The 13371-nt window shown below is 62.7% G+C and carries 13 protein-coding genes; 5 read left to right on the forward strand and 8 right to left on the reverse strand.

Going from position 1 to position 13371, the window contains the following annotated elements; genetic code table 11:
• Positions 1–13: 13 nt before the first annotated feature.
• Complete coding sequence (locus ARTH_RS08805; RefSeq protein ID WP_011691589.1) at positions 14–433, reverse strand: four-helix bundle copper-binding protein; 420 nt, start codon at positions 431–433, stop codon at positions 14–16.
• A gap of 709 nt (positions 434–1142) precedes the next feature.
• A complete protein-coding gene (locus ARTH_RS08810) occupies positions 1143–2474 on the reverse strand; it encodes a DUF2254 domain-containing protein (protein WP_232223606.1) in 1332 nt (443 codons plus the stop codon).
• A gap of 334 nt (positions 2475–2808) precedes the next feature.
• Here ARTH_RS08810 and ARTH_RS08815 point away from each other — a divergent pair, with 334 nt between their 5' ends.
• The gene (locus tag ARTH_RS08815) at positions 2809–3063 is read left to right on the forward strand and encodes a hypothetical protein (RefSeq protein ID WP_156810644.1); all 255 of its coding nucleotides are present in this window, start codon (positions 2809–2811) and stop codon (positions 3061–3063) included.
• A 68-nt stretch (positions 3064–3131) separates the two neighbouring features.
• Here the strand turns inward: ARTH_RS08815 and ARTH_RS08820 are convergent, their stop codons facing one another.
• The 3 genes from ARTH_RS08820 to ARTH_RS24225 form a co-directional block, all read right to left on the reverse strand.
• Positions 3132–4454, reverse strand: coding sequence for an APC family permease (locus tag ARTH_RS08820; protein ID WP_043430576.1), 1323 nt, complete (start codon positions 4452–4454; stop codon positions 3132–3134).
• 292 nt (positions 4455–4746) lie between these two features.
• Positions 4747–5130, reverse strand: coding sequence for a cold shock domain-containing protein (locus tag ARTH_RS24400; RefSeq protein WP_269534795.1), 384 nt, complete (start codon positions 5128–5130; stop codon positions 4747–4749).
• Between the two features lie 522 nt (positions 5131–5652).
• Positions 5653–5859: a hypothetical protein gene (locus ARTH_RS24225; protein WP_232223607.1), complete on the reverse strand. Its 207-nt coding sequence runs from the start codon at positions 5857–5859 to the stop codon at positions 5653–5655.
• Between the two features lie 721 nt (positions 5860–6580).
• Here ARTH_RS24225 and ARTH_RS08830 point away from each other — a divergent pair.
• The 3 genes from ARTH_RS08830 (at position 6581) to ARTH_RS08840 (ending at position 8333) form a co-directional block, all read left to right on the forward strand.
• On the forward strand, positions 6581–6865 hold the full coding sequence (locus ARTH_RS08830) for a DUF3040 domain-containing protein (protein WP_232223608.1): 285 nt from the start codon (positions 6581–6583) through the stop codon (positions 6863–6865).
• 509 nt (positions 6866–7374) lie between these two features.
• Complete coding sequence (locus ARTH_RS23480; protein ID WP_332248823.1) at positions 7375–7647, forward strand: LapA family protein; 273 nt, start codon at positions 7375–7377, stop codon at positions 7645–7647.
• Between the two features lie 206 nt (positions 7648–7853).
• Positions 7854–8333 (forward strand): universal stress protein, encoded by a 480-nt coding sequence (locus ARTH_RS08840; RefSeq protein WP_011691598.1) that lies wholly within the window; start codon positions 7854–7856, stop codon positions 8331–8333.
• A gap of 19 nt (positions 8334–8352) precedes the next feature.
• Here the strand turns inward: ARTH_RS08840 and ARTH_RS08845 are convergent, their stop codons facing one another.
• From ARTH_RS08845 to ARTH_RS08855, 3 genes are all read right to left on the reverse strand, one after another.
• Positions 8353–9525: a cation:proton antiporter domain-containing protein gene (locus ARTH_RS08845; protein WP_156810646.1), complete on the reverse strand. Its 1173-nt coding sequence runs from the start codon at positions 9523–9525 to the stop codon at positions 8353–8355.
• 72 nt (positions 9526–9597) lie between these two features.
• On the reverse strand, positions 9598–10032 hold the full coding sequence (locus tag ARTH_RS08850; RefSeq protein WP_011691600.1) for a universal stress protein: 435 nt from the start codon (positions 10030–10032) through the stop codon (positions 9598–9600).
• A gap of 223 nt (positions 10033–10255) precedes the next feature.
• Positions 10256–12982 carry a cation-translocating P-type ATPase gene (locus tag ARTH_RS08855; protein ID WP_011691601.1) on the reverse strand — a complete coding sequence of 909 codons (2727 nt, stop codon included), beginning with the start codon at positions 12980–12982 and terminating at the stop codon, positions 10256–10258.
• A 140-nt stretch (positions 12983–13122) separates the two neighbouring features.
• On the opposite strand from ARTH_RS08855, the gene ARTH_RS08860 reads away from it, so the two are divergent.
• On the forward strand, positions 13123–13308 hold the full coding sequence (locus ARTH_RS08860; RefSeq protein WP_043429672.1) for a hypothetical protein: 186 nt from the start codon (positions 13123–13125) through the stop codon (positions 13306–13308).
• Positions 13309–13371 lie beyond the last annotated feature (63 nt).

Raw genomic sequence — 13371 nt, forward strand, 5'->3', positions numbered from 1 at the left:
TGTGGATGTGTCATCATCGTTCGTTCCTGCTCAGCGACGCGAGGAGTTCGGTGCAGGCTTGCTCACACCGCCGGCAGGCTTCAGCGCACACCTCGCAGTGGCGGTGCATGGAAGCATGCTGCCCGCATTCATCGGCGCAAATCTTGCAGGCGGCCCGGCAAGCAACCAGCACTGCACGGGTGATTTCGGCGTCGTAACTGCCGTGGCGGGAGAGGATCTTTCCGGTCGACGCGCAGATGTCTACGCAGTCAAGGTTGGCGCGGATGCACTTAGTGAGCTCGGCGACCATATCTTCACTCAGACAGGCGTCGGCGCACGCGGTGCAAGTTTGGGCGCAGTCGAAGCACGCCTGGATGCATTCGACGAGCTTAGTCTTATCGACGCTGCCCAAATCCTTGGGGTAGGCGTCCAGCATGGACTGTACATATGTCATTGGATTCTCTTTCCATGTCTAAACAGCAGGTCTTAATGAATGAAACGGCGAATCGTTTCTACGTCCTGCTGATGGAAAGCCTGACAACCGTAAGCGCCGACAGATCCGGTTCCGGAGGTACGACGCTGGAAAGAATTCCGTCACCGGGCTGCCGGTGGGTCAAAACCGGTGGGTCCACCGCGCTAGTTTTCAAAGGGGCCGGTTCACTGCGCGGTGCCTGGCGCCGCTGGCAGCAGTCCTTCGCTAGGGCCTCAGGCTCCATGGACGGGACGGCCTCGACAACGCTGATAGCCTGCGAAGCGGATGCTGCAGTGCCGGGAGTACTGGCTGGGGTTACCGCCTGAGGCGGCACTTCCTCCACGCCTCTTGACTGGACCGGGCCGTGACCGGGAACGATTGCGTACCGGCTGCCTTGAGTGTATGAAGCGGCTCCCGCGAAGAGGAGGGCCAGAAGGAGCCACACGAAAACGCTTCGTACCGAAACGGGACAACGAAGCATTCCTAGCGAAGACCAACTCAGCGCGGCCATTCCCGCTTCCTGGTGGATACCATACGACCAGCCTAGCCTCGGGTAGTCGTTCGGATGATCACATATGTATTACTTTTGGCCGTCGACTTAGGGGGTAGGAGTCACCCTGTCCCTGCTGGTGCACGGCTTTATCTGGTTCGACTAACGTTTTCTGTTCGCTGCCCTGTTAGGCCGTGTGCCTCATTGGTTCTCCTTGGTTCCTGGGTGCAGATCCTTTCCCGGAAAAGGGTCCATGGAGTCTGCCTGTTCCAGCAGGCTTCGTCGTTCTGCCGGCGAATAATCGGCGGCGACGATGGCGCTACGCATGCGGTCCAGGTGGTCCAGTATCTCCGACCGGTACTGGTTCTTACGGTCGCACCAGGTGAGCTCTTGGAGCAGCGCCAGGAGGCGTCCTGCGACGACAGGGTCTGACGCTCCGTATTGTCTGGGCTGGTTCATCGCCATATCGAGTAAGTCCTTGAGCTTTGGAAGCGAAACCACCACTCTCACCCGCCCGTCTTTGTCGGTGAAGTGGTCGGGCCCGGGGTTTCTTTCCGCCAGCCGGCACAGGAGGACGGAAAGGTGCCCAATGACGTGGACCGCAGTGGTCGGGTCGTTGATGCCCGGGGACAGCGCACGCACGGCCACATCGACCAGCTGGCGGAATCCGAAGCCTACGTCCTGGACATTCGTGCGTTCAAACCCGGTGGACACAGCAGCGTTGACGTCGTCAGTCAGCTTTTCGATGACTGCCGGAGTGAGTGCTGTTCCCGGTTCGGCGGGCCAGGCGGTTGCGAACGGAACACCCTCCACGAGGGAGCTGCCAGGTTCCCGGTCTATCCGAATCAGGGCGCCGGAATTTTCCGCGGCCTGCATCAGGCCGTCCTTGTCAAAGGTGTTCAGGAACCCCGAGCTGGTGGAGTTGATGAGGAATGTTTCGGACACAGGATCTGGCCCCGGTCCCGGCACGGGGCGTGCCCCAGGAAATACCCTGTCGATGGTCTCCTGGGTTTCCACGTTAACCCTGCGCATCATGGTTTCCACACGGATCTCCCGGGTGAGGTGTGCCAGGAACAACACCAGTCCGATGACACTTGCTATCGCGAGCACGAATGCGACGGTGACGGATATTTCAGGTACAAACAGACGGGTTCCGTCACTTTCGCCGCGAACGCTGCGAAGGACTGTCAACGCAAAGGCGAAGGCAGCCAGAAAGAGGGCCAGCGTGCCGTGGACAAACCGGTCGGAGCTAAAGGTCCGCAGCAGCCGCGGGGAGAACTGGCTGCTGGCCAGCTGCAGCGTGACAACGGTGAGTGAGAAAGTCAGGGACGTCACAGTGATGAGGGAGCCAGAGATCGCCTGCAGGACGGACCTGGCCGCTTCCGGTCCTCCACTGAAGAGAAAAACCGCGACGCTTTCGGGCAGCTGGCCGTCAACTGCAGCGTCCAGCGCCGGCAACACCGTCCCCAGGATCACAGCCAGGGCAACCGCCAACGTCGGAACAGGCCACAGCTGAGTCCGTAAAGCGTCCATCCAGTAAGCACCACGCCACGTCATCGGGAACGATTCACCGGCTTCACAAGTGCTTCAGTCATTGTTCCTGCTCTCATGGGAAAGATTCGACGCTGACAGGCTTTTCGTGTTAACTGTCCTCCGCCCGTGTTGGGTTGAAGTTAAATGGACCGGAAATACTCAGCGTACTGTCAAGAACGGTCCCCTGTACGTGGCATCAGCGCAAAACCTTCAACGTCGAAGAACTCTGGTCGTGTTCAGGGAGCTTCGGGATGCCCTTCTGCGCCGGAACCGCCTCAGCGGTTCCGGGGTGTGCAGCCGGTGCCTTCCACCGGATCCGTCGATCTTCCAAGCGGTGCTGGAAACCAGCGGGAGCAAGAGCGTGATCCCCAAGAAGAAGTTAGGGAACGAATCAGCCCTCAAAGGTATCCGGGCCGCCCTGGCCCAAACGGTCCATGGCAGACGCAGGACAAGGCCCGGGTCCGGCGGCAGCGCCCTGGAGGCGACCGGCTTGGCGTTTTATGCGTTGTCCCGCCGCACGGGCGCACGCATCACCGTTACCAGCATCCTTTCCTACGTGATCCAGGTGCTTCTCGACGCCTTTCCGTAGCCGTCTTTGCAACCGTCAGCGAAGGCAGCACGACTCGGGCAGGAACCAGGGGGAGGCTGGGTGGGAGCTTACTGTGCGGGTGGGCCATGGCGACGTCGGTGGCGCACCACGAACCACTGGGTGATGCTGATCACTGCGCCCACGAAAATAGTGATCAACACGGTAAGTGGATCCGACTGGGACTTCACGAGCACGAAGGGCGCCAGCACAGCGGTATCAAGCACGATGGCAGTCCAAGGGATCCAGGCCTTGGCCTCGATTTCACGTCTTAGGTGGCGGATCACACCGATGTGGATGACGATGTCCATGGCCAGGTACAGGATCGCGCCGAGGGAAGCGATCCGGGACAGGTCGAAAAACGCGGCCATCACCATGGCCAGACCCGCGGTGATGTACAGCGACTGGCGGCCCACCTGCCAGGGCAGTCCGGGAGCCTGCCCCATGTCCCGGAGCATGTCATAGAGCTTAGAGACGGAGAACAGGCTGGCTACCAAGCCTGAAAGCGTGGCGACCACGGCGATCACCACGGTGAGTATCACACCCCAGGAGCCGAAGGTTGGCACGGCGGCCTCGGCCAGGGCATAGTCCCGGGCCCCGACGATCTGGTTGACCGTGAGGCTGCCGGTGACCGCTACGGTGATTAGCAGGTAGAGCGCTGTACACAGGCCGATGGCAATCATGATCGACCGCCCGATGTTGCGCTCTGGGTTGCGCAGATCAGCGCCCTGGTTGGTGATCGTGGTGAAGCCCTTGTACGCCAGGATGCACAGCGTGACCCCGGCCATGTAGCCCAGCCAGCCCTGGTCCGGCGGGGTGCGGTCCGCTGCCGTGAACAGCCGGCCGAGGGACGACACGCCGGCCGCGAGGATGCCGGCGATGGCCAGCACTGCAATCCCGACGATCTTGATCGCCGCCGTCACCGTGGCGGAGCCCTCTACCCACGGGTTGCCCACCAGGTTGACAAGGGCAGCGGCTGCGATCGCGGCCACTGCCAGGACCGGCACCCAAACGTTCGATCCCTGCAGACCGAAGGGGCGCAGCAGGTAGGTTGCGAAGGTGCGGCCCAGCAAGGACTCGGCCAAGACCATGGACACATACATGAACAGCGAGAAGGAACCGGCAACCACTCCGGGTCCGTAGGCTGCCTTTAGCAGCATGGCGATCCCGCCTGAGGACGGGTTCTTGGCGGAGTAACGGATGTACGAATAGGAACTGAAAGCCACGACTACGGCCCCGGCGAAGAACGCCCAAGGCATCCAGCCCCCGGCCAACTCGGCGACCTGGCCGACAAGTGCGAATATCCCTGCCCCGATCATTACCCCCGTCCCGAGTGCCACGGACCCGGTCAGTGATAGCTTCTTTCGCTTCTGTGCTGTGGAGTGCTCATTCATGAAATAGTCCTTTCCGTCGGTCGTGACTGCAACCAAAGTATCCGGTCTCCTCCTGAAGTGCCGTGGGCGGGAGTGACAGGCCAAGTCCGCGCCTGATCACGGCCCTCAAGCAGCAGCGATGACGAACAAACCGGGCCGCCGGCGATAATGGCTGACCAGGGGGCGAGGTTCATCACAAATCCAAGAATCGAAAGACGAGCCCAAACGACAAACGGAGCAGGTCAGAGCCAATGGATGTTTTACACCAGCGGTCCCCTCGGCCTCGGGCCACTTTCTGGGTCGTGTTGGACTTTCAGTTTCTCCGAAGGACGCGGTATTTCACGCCGACGATCGATGTGTAGTGCAGGAGAACGACTTCTGACCCATCATCAGGGACGATGATGCCGAGGCCCTTCTCCGCGTGGAAGCGCAGCACTGCGCCTATTGCATCTGCTTGCCTCCTCATCGAGTTCTCAGCGCTTTCCCGTAAGTATCCTGCCCTGACCGGGCTGCGAAGATTTGTGTCCGGGTGTCCGGGTGTCCGACGCCGGCCAGAGACAAGGCTTCCGGTCAGGAGGGAGTTGTTGATCTCGGCGACCATCACTGCGAAGGTGATGCAGAAAACGATGACGAGTTTTCCCGCGCTGCCAGTTTTTGCAGCTTGTGCTGAGACGAGGTCACCGTAACTAAAATCCAATCGCCATGACCTTAGTTTCGAGCTACTGGCTGCCCGCCGCTTTAGCGAAGCACGAGGGACGACTCTGGATGCGGCCGCATGGCGTGCGCATCCCCGCCCGACGGCACCCGACAAAAATGCCTTGCACGTCCGATTATTCGGCTCGGATGCCATTCACCGGCATTGCTGCCAGACCTTGGCCGCGGGCGTTCTTCCCGAATGACAAGGTGCGGGCCCAAGGGCTTCGCCTCCGTCGTCTACGGCCTGATTGTCCTGGAATCCGGGATAGAACTGGCTGATCAGTACTTACATCTGACCGGGCTGGTAGAAGTCATCTCGATCCTGACGCAATCCTCCACAATGTCGTGATCGCCCGCGGGTTCGACGAACAGCCGTGATCCGCCCCCATGAGCACATAGCTCTGCCGGACAAGGTCTCAGAATGCGTGCGCAGGGGCCAGACCGGCAGCGTGGAGCTCCTCGGGCAAGGTTGCGTCCGACAAGCGGCCGGTGCCAGGAAGCCGGCACGCCTTGGCTATATCGCCTAGAGGGTTCCGGCGGACGCAAGGATGCTTCGGGCCGCGTTCCACTGGCTGATTCCGCACCCGTCACGAAGGTTGAACGACACGTCGACCGGCACGTTATCGACAATTCCGGTGACGACGGCCGTCGCCGGACCGCCGTATTGCAGGGTGCAGACCTCATCTTTGCGGCGGGGCGGGGGAGTGAGTACTGCGGGATTGTTTTTCAAAATCTCGCAGGCCTGAACTGCAAGAGGGTGCTGGCTTTCCTTTGTTGGAGCCCCTTCCTGACAGGTCAGGGTGTAACTTACCGCTGGTTCCGAGTCGGACGGTTTTACCATGATGGCGAGTTCGGCCTTCCCCGCACCCGGCCCCGGAGGCAGGAATGACGGATGAGGAGCAGGTGCCGGGGCAGTTGTTTCCACGTCTGTCCACGGGGTCTCCGTCGCCGGGCGGGAGCTGGACGATGTCGTCTCCGAGGTCGTAGGTGTTGTGCTTTCCCCGCCCGCCGTGCATGCGCAGAGAGTAAGAACGACTACCAACCCGAACGTGCGAACTCCTGCCTGTGTCATCGCTGACCTCCTGAGAGGCTCCAACTCTATCGGAGCAGCTCTTTTCTGCGCGGGGAATTTGAAGCGAAGTGCGCGTGGACTAACCCAGCGATTGGTCGGAAAATGGATCACGACGACGGACCTTGGCTATTGGGTTAGCCCGAGGCACCCGATGAAAACCCACTGATTTTCGTTGCCGCACGGACCCTGTGCGGGCAATTCCGGGCGTCCACTATGGCCGGAACTCCGGGAAGCGCGGCCTGCGAATAGCTTCCCGGCCTGCATGGATCACAGCCGCGGTAGTAGGCTTTCGGCCGTGGCCCTCCGGGCAGATAATAAAGGAAATGCTCAGCCTACGCACCTTGCCGGACGCGGCTCGGGCGCAGCCGGGAGTGAGGAGATGGCGGTGCCGCTGTCGGATGATGAGCGTCGCCGGCTCGAAAAGCTTGAAAGGGATCTGGCTGCGACGGATCCGGAGCTGGATCTCCAATTGCAGTCCGGATCACCCACAAATGCCGCTGCCCGCACCGTCTATGGCGTCTTGATCATTTTGGCCGGATTCGCGGTGGTCATCGCGGGAATCATCACGCAGCTGCCGATCCTAGGCGGCACTGGATTTCTAATCATGGTTGGGGGCGCCCACTGGTTCCTGATGGGCTTGCAGTGGCACCCCGGAGCCAAGTAGAGCGTCCCTCATGAAGCGAGCATTCGTGATCAGCGCACAGGCTACGGGCACATTTTCGGGCGGCCCTTTTGCCCGCGGGGATTCTCTTGGCGGAGTGGCGTTCCGCGTCGGGGACATGGACCCTGTAAGGGGTGTGCTGCGAGTCTTGGTACTTGGTACTTGGTACTTGGTACTGGCATTGGTATAGGGACGGGACGGGACAGGGATGGTATCCCAGCCGCGGATGGTTTATGACAGACTCTGCGAGGCACGGTGGACCCCGTGACCTTCGCAAGGCCGAGGACGTGGGCCAGCTTAAGGAGTACCCTATGAGATATCCGTCCGGCACGAACGGAAGACTCCGGATTCAGGAGGATGAAACCGTGACTGTAGACCCGTCGCCGAGTCCATCAACCGGCCCGCACCCCGTCTCGCATCCGGTAATAATATCCGTGCCTTCCAAGCCGAAGCGCCCTCCCCGGAAACCCTCTCCGGCCCGGGCCCGGGACGCGGCAGTGACGCGGGCCGGGATGATTTGGGTCGCCGTCAGTGCCGGACTGGTTCTTCTGGTATTGCTCATTATTTTCATTTTGCAGAACCAGGATCGTGTGACGGTGCACTACCTTGGCGTCGCAGGAGAGCTTTCTTTGGGCATGGCGCTGTTGATAGCGGCAGTGGCGGGCGGCATCCTGGTCGCCATCGCCGGAGCGGCCCGCATCCTTCAGCTTAGAAGCCAGCGCCGCCAGCCGCCGGCCCCCAGACCGGGGACCAGCGGACAAACCGGACCTGCCCCTCGGCCGTGAGAGCCCGCCGCGAACTGCCCTTCATTTGGGTGGTTCTGCCGCGTGCTTTCCGTTCGGGATTCTGCCGATAACGGGCGAGGGGCCAGCGTCGAAGAACCGGTATTCCGCTGCCGGGACACAAGTGCATAAGCACCAGATTGTGTCCCCACCATGTGCCCATCAGATCGTCAAAGACCGGTGTGAAATACAGACCGTACAGGCTCACGATGAACAGGCCAAAAGTCCCCGATGACCAGTCACAGCGCATTCACGATTGTGTGGGGTTTGACGGTTCCGAACATGCTCAAACAGCACTGGACTGGGCCGTGGGGGAGGCCGGACAGCGCGACGGTCAACTCCGCCTGATCACAGCCTGGAACAAAGCGCCGATGGCCTGGTATCCGGCTGTCCTCGAAACGGCGGCCGGTGAAATCGCCGCCGAAGAGTCCCCGGAGCAGATCGCAGGCACGATTCAGGCTGAGGCGCTGAAGTCCGCTGCAGGCGAGGGCGTGACCGCCACGGGAAAGGTCGTTGAGAATGAGTCACCGGCATCAGCAATACTCGACGCTGCCGAGGACGCGGATCCTGTGGTCGTTGGCTCCCGAGGGCATGGGGGATTTCCCGGTTTGCACCTGGGCTCGGTCACCACCCAGGTCATCAACCACGCACCATGTCCCGTCCTGGTGGTCCGACCCAAGGCCACTTGAGTTGTGAACCCCCGGCCGTCTACTGCGGTGTCGGGGGAGGGCGGCTGTCGAATTGCCGGGCGACAAGGACGTCTGTCGAGGAGTGGGCAAGGATCGACAGCACAATCACCAGTGCCACGAGGTGAAAGAGCTCATCGGAGCGTTCCACGCTTGATTCGAGAACGAGGAGCCCGTAGACAACAGAGGCGAATCCTTTCGGGCCGAACCACATGGCTGCCAGCTGTTCCTTGGCGGGCAGCCGTGTGCCGAGGAAGGAAACCAGCAGAGCCAGCGGGCGGGCCACGACAATAGCCAGGACTGCAAAGATCCACCCTGTCCAGGCAATCTCACCGAAGAGGAACGTTGGCGTGATCAGCGCGCCAAACACCAGGATGGCCGCCAGCTTCAGCAGTTCGGAGACCAGTTCACCGAACTGCTCGAATTCCTCCCGGAAGCCTGGTCCCGCGGTAGCGACCGTGATGCCGGCCGAGAACGCCGCGAGGAAGAGGTTGGCCCCTGTCACCAGGCAGATGGCAAGCACCAGCAACCCAATGGAAACCGCCACCAGCGGTTGCAGCCCCTTCGTCGCCATCAAGAACGGAAGCCGCTCCAACCAGATGACTGCCAGTGGGACCAGGACACCAACAAGCAGGCCCAGAGCGATTTCTTCGGCCAGAACCCAGGTGCTGACGTCCGTTCCGCCACCAAGGGCCAGCAGCACGAGAACCACGGGAAGGGCGAGCCCGTCATTGAGCCCTGACTCGACGTTGAGGAGATGGCGTAAGCGTCCCGGCACTTCCTTGCGCCCCACAATGGCGGCCGCAAACACCGGATCGGTCGGCGCGAGCACCGCACCGAGCAAGAAACACTGAAGCCAGGGGAGCCCGGTCAGGTAACGGGCCAGCAGGGCGGTGGCAAGAAGTGTCAGCGGCAGCCCGAGCAGAAGCGCCCGGCCTGGCAGGCGCCACGCCCTCCGAAGGTCGGATAGCCCCACTTTCATGCCGTCCGTGTACAGGACCGAGAACAGAGCCAGCTGGGCCAGAACCCCGACGACAGGACTGCCGGGTGTTATGGGGACAACGCCGAGTACACCCTGGCCCAGGACAAAGCCGCCGAGCAGAAACAACACCGCGGTGGACAGAACCGTCCGGCTGGCACGTTCGGAGATAAGGACACCCAAGAGGAGCAGCACCGCAAAAGCGAGCGTAAGCATCGGTACCATCCGCTTCCCCCATGTACTCGCGTGCGTCAGAATTCAGGAGCTGAACTGCCCTGGCGCCAGGAATCAGGCGCGGTTTCCGGGCCGGACGATCAGGACGGGGCAGGAGGCATGGTGGGCGACGTGGCTGGAGACTGAACCGAGTAGAAGCCCGGCGAATCCTCCGTGTCCCCGGGATCCCACGATGAGCAGGTCCGCGTCTTTGGCGGCGTCCATCAGTGCGGTGGCGGGGGCATCCCGAACGAGCATTCCCGTGATGTCCGTGCCTTCAGCAGCGACGGCTGCCAGCGCGTCGGACTGGAGGCGTTCAGCGGCATGAAAGGAGTCGTTACTGCCGCTGTCTTCTACGGTTGATGGCACAGGAGGATAGTGCCAGGCCGTGATGACGCGGACCTTTCCGCCGCGCAGCTTTGCTTCGTCCACGGCCCACTGCAAGGCGGCCAGCGACGGCTCGGAACCGTCGACGCCCACCACGATCAGGAACCTGCTGGTAGCGTCCATTGTTCTGTCCTTTCACGCGCCGCCTCGGCCCTGAGCATAGCCAGTCTGTGCCCGTCATGGGCGTCCGGTCAAGGACGCGCGCTGACTCAAAGACGCCCGCGTAGCAGGATTCAAGAAATCATTTAGGAATGCCCGCGTGGGGGTGTGTCCGCCGGCCCGGCACTCTGAGCCATGGAGCTTTCGAGGAGTCAGAGTCAAGACTGTGCGTCATCCTCCCGGGGAGTTAGGCAGGCCGTGCGTTGTTCCGGCGGGACCAGCGCCGGACAGCCTTTTCGGCCTCCACAATGACTAAGACAGTAGACCCCACAGCAACGCACAGCAGCCACTCCCATGCGTTCAGCGGGGTGAGTTCCAGCAGACCGGCGGTCACCGGCCAGTTCATCACCGCCCAGTGCAGGGCCAAGGCTCCGAGGGAGGTGTAAAGGAGTGGCTTGTTGGCCAGCAGCCTGAGCTCGAAGAGGGACTTGTTCTCGGCCCGTGAACTGAACACCTGGAAGAAACTCAGCATCACGAACATGGTCAGCGCCATAGTCCGTGCGTGGATTTCCGGGTAGCCGGCATGCAGTTCCACGATGAACGCTAGGATGACCGCCAGCGCCATCCAGGCACCTGTGATGCCGGCACGGAACCACAGCGTGCGAGACAGCAGGCCTTCCGACGCCGGCCGGGGCGGGCGGCTGAGTTCATCACCTTCCGCCGGTTCGAAGGCCAAGGCGATGTCCTGCACGCCGTTGGTCACCACGTTCATCCACAGCATCTGAACGGGAAGGAACAGCAGGGGCGTATCCGCGAACACGCTTAGGGTCACCGCCACGAGGGCCGCGGCGCCAGTGGACAGCAGGAAGTAGGTGGTCTTCCTGATCGCCGCGAAGGTGACCCTGCCCTCTTCCACGGCGTGCACAATGGTGACGAAGTTGTCATCCGTTAGCACTATGTCCGCCGCCTCACGCGCTACGTCCGTTCCGGCCCTTCCCATAGCGACGCCGATTGACGCAGCCTTAAGCGCCGGAGCATCATTGACGCCGTCGCCCGTTACTGCCACCACCCTGCCCGCCCCTTTCAGGACGTCCACAATCCTCAACTTGTCTACCGGCGACACCCGGGCGGCAACACTGGTCTGTTCCAGGCGGGCGGCTAGCATGTGGTCGTCCAGGTCCGCCATCTCTGCGCCGGTCAGGGCGGGCTTTTCCGTTGGCAGGCCCAGCCGCTCCGCGATGGCTACGGCGGTGACCGGGTGGTCGCCGGTGATCATCATGACCTTGATGCCCGCGCGCCGGCACTTCTCTACGGCCGCCGCCACCCCGGCCCGTGGCGGATCGGTCATTCCTTCCATGCCCAGGAATGTCAGGCCGGACGGCGGCGGCAGCGGCACGGTGACGTCCTCGTCGTCGGGCAGTACCCGGGAACCGGTGGCGATGACGCGGAGTCCGTCCCTGCCCATTTCCTCGTTGGCCGCGTGAATCCGGGCAGCATCCAGCGGAATGCTGCCATCCGGGTCCGCCAGGTCCGCAGATGCGTGCAGCAGGGCCTCGGGAGAACCTTTGACATAGAGAGTCCGGCGGCCGGCGGCCTCCCGGTGGACTGTCTGCGAATACCTCAGGTGCGGTTCGTACGGCTGGTGTGCCACCGGTTCCGCCGTCCGCTCCTGTTCTGTGATAGCGCCGCGGGCGACGGCGGTCTTCGCCATGGCGGCGTCCACAGCGTCGCCGGAATACTCGAGGTCTTCCTCGTCCTCGGCCGACAGCGTGGCCTCATTCGTGAGCGCACCCGCGCGCAGCACCGCCCGAACCAGCGGCGGGTCCGCCGAGCCGCCGTCGTCCTCCCCATCCGAAATATCCAGCACCGCCGCGGTGGTCCAGATCCTTTCCACGGTGAGCCGGTTCTCGGTGAGCGTCCCGGTCTTGTCCGAGCCGATCACATCGGTTGAGCCGAGTGTTTCGACGGCGGGCAGCGTGCGGACGATCGCGTTCCGCCTGGCCATCCGGGACACACCGAGGCTCAGCACCACGGTCAGGACGATGGGCAGCGACTCGGGGATGGTGGCCACGGCCAGCCCGACGGCTGTACGGAACATCGTGGAGACATCATTTCCCAGCACCAGGCCCGCAATGAAAATGAAGACCAGGGCGCCGAGCACAATCATCCCGATGCGGCGTTCCAGACTGTGGGTGAGCAACTGCAGCGGCGACTTGACCGGTGGTCCCTGGATGAGCGCGTTGATCTCACCCAGTGCGGTCCCGGCCCCGGTGGCCGTGACAACACCCCGGCCGCGGCCACTGCCCACGAACGTTCCGCTGAACGCCACGTTCGCCTTGTCGGCATCGCCGACATCCTCCGGCAGTGGACCGGTGTGCTTGGTGGCGGCGAAGGACTCACCCGTGAGCATCGACTCGTCCACTTGGAGGCCGTTCGCGTCGAACAGCCGCAGATCGGCGGGCACCCGTTCGCCACTCTCCAGCAGGACCACATCCCCGGGGACGACATCGCGCCCGGCGATCACCTGCTCGGTGCCGTCGCGCAGCACCCGGCACGACGTCGTCGAGAGCGACTGCAGCGCACGCACGTCCGCCTCCGCTTTGCGCTCCTGGACAAACCCCAAGGCGGCGTTGAGGGACAGCACCAGGAAGATGGCGCCGGAGTCCACCCAGTGCTGCTGCATTAAGGTGACGACGGCGGCGACCAGCAGGATTCCGATCAGCGGACTGATGAACTGCCGCAACAGGACCCTCCACCACGGCGTGGCGCCCGCAAAGCTCAGCTCATTGGGCCCGGCCTCAGCCAACCGCCGCGCAGCCTCCGCCGAGCTGATTCCCTCCGGGCCGGAGGACAATGCCTCGAAGGCAGCGTCAGTGGGGAGGGCGTGCCAGGCGACGGGTCGTGGGGCTGCGGCGGGCTTTGTAGCTGTACCTGGCTGGGCCGTCGGGGAGGCGGACGCTGGCTTGTGGGCCATAAGGAGTCCCAACGGTTGGCTCGACGAAAACGATGCCGACCAGACTTCCCGGCTCACCTCTCTTGAGTGTAGACCCGGTCCCGGCCAGTTCAGCCCGTCGCGTCAGGAGGAGAATTCTGGCAGTGTCGTAGGATGTGGCCATGACCGACTTCAGTGTGGAGCAAGCGTGGTGGGGAAGACTGTCCGGAAATACGCGCCGTCGGCTGGCGGAGGACCCCCGAGGCAAAGTGCCCGGGGACCTTGTCGCCGAGGTTGTGGCCGCCGGCGGTTCGGTTGCGGGCGCGTATTGGGTGGAAACTGAGATCGGGCCTGACGGTCAGCCATGAGCCGGTGAGGGTTTATCTACTTCAGGGAGCACACCTCAGCCGGACACCGGTTCCGCTGGTAAT

The sequence above is a fragment of the Arthrobacter sp. FB24 genome, from assembly GCF_000196235.1.
GTDB lineage: Bacteria > Actinomycetota > Actinomycetes > Actinomycetales > Micrococcaceae > Arthrobacter.

Bases quoted from the DNA above. Each gene is read 5' to 3' on its own strand.
- ARTH_RS08840 (WP_011691598.1), top strand. From the start codon at position 7,854: ATGAACAGGCCAAAAGTCCCCGATGACCAGTCACAGCGCATTCACGAT.
- ARTH_RS08805 (WP_011691589.1), bottom strand. From the start codon at position 433: ATGACATATGTACAGTCCATGCTGGACGCCTACCCCAAGGATTTGGGC.
- ARTH_RS08855 (WP_011691601.1), bottom strand. From the start codon at position 12,982: ATGGCCCACAAGCCAGCGTCCGCCTCCCCGACGGCCCAGCCAGGTACA.
- ARTH_RS08850 (WP_011691600.1), bottom strand. From the start codon at position 10,032: ATGGACGCTACCAGCAGGTTCCTGATCGTGGTGGGCGTCGACGGTTCC.
- ARTH_RS08860 (WP_043429672.1), top strand. From the start codon at position 13,123: ATGACCGACTTCAGTGTGGAGCAAGCGTGGTGGGGAAGACTGTCCGGA.
- ARTH_RS08830 (WP_232223608.1), top strand. From the start codon at position 6,581: ATGGCGGTGCCGCTGTCGGATGATGAGCGTCGCCGGCTCGAAAAGCTT.
- ARTH_RS23480 (WP_332248823.1), top strand. From the start codon at position 7,375: ATGATTTGGGTCGCCGTCAGTGCCGGACTGGTTCTTCTGGTATTGCTC.
- ARTH_RS08810 (WP_232223606.1), bottom strand. From the start codon at position 2,474: ATGGACGCTTTACGGACTCAGCTGTGGCCTGTTCCGACGTTGGCGGTT.
- ARTH_RS08845 (WP_156810646.1), bottom strand. From the start codon at position 9,525: ATGCTTACGCTCGCTTTTGCGGTGCTGCTCCTCTTGGGTGTCCTTATC.
- ARTH_RS08820 (WP_043430576.1), bottom strand. From the start codon at position 4,454: ATGAATGAGCACTCCACAGCACAGAAGCGAAAGAAGCTATCACTGACC.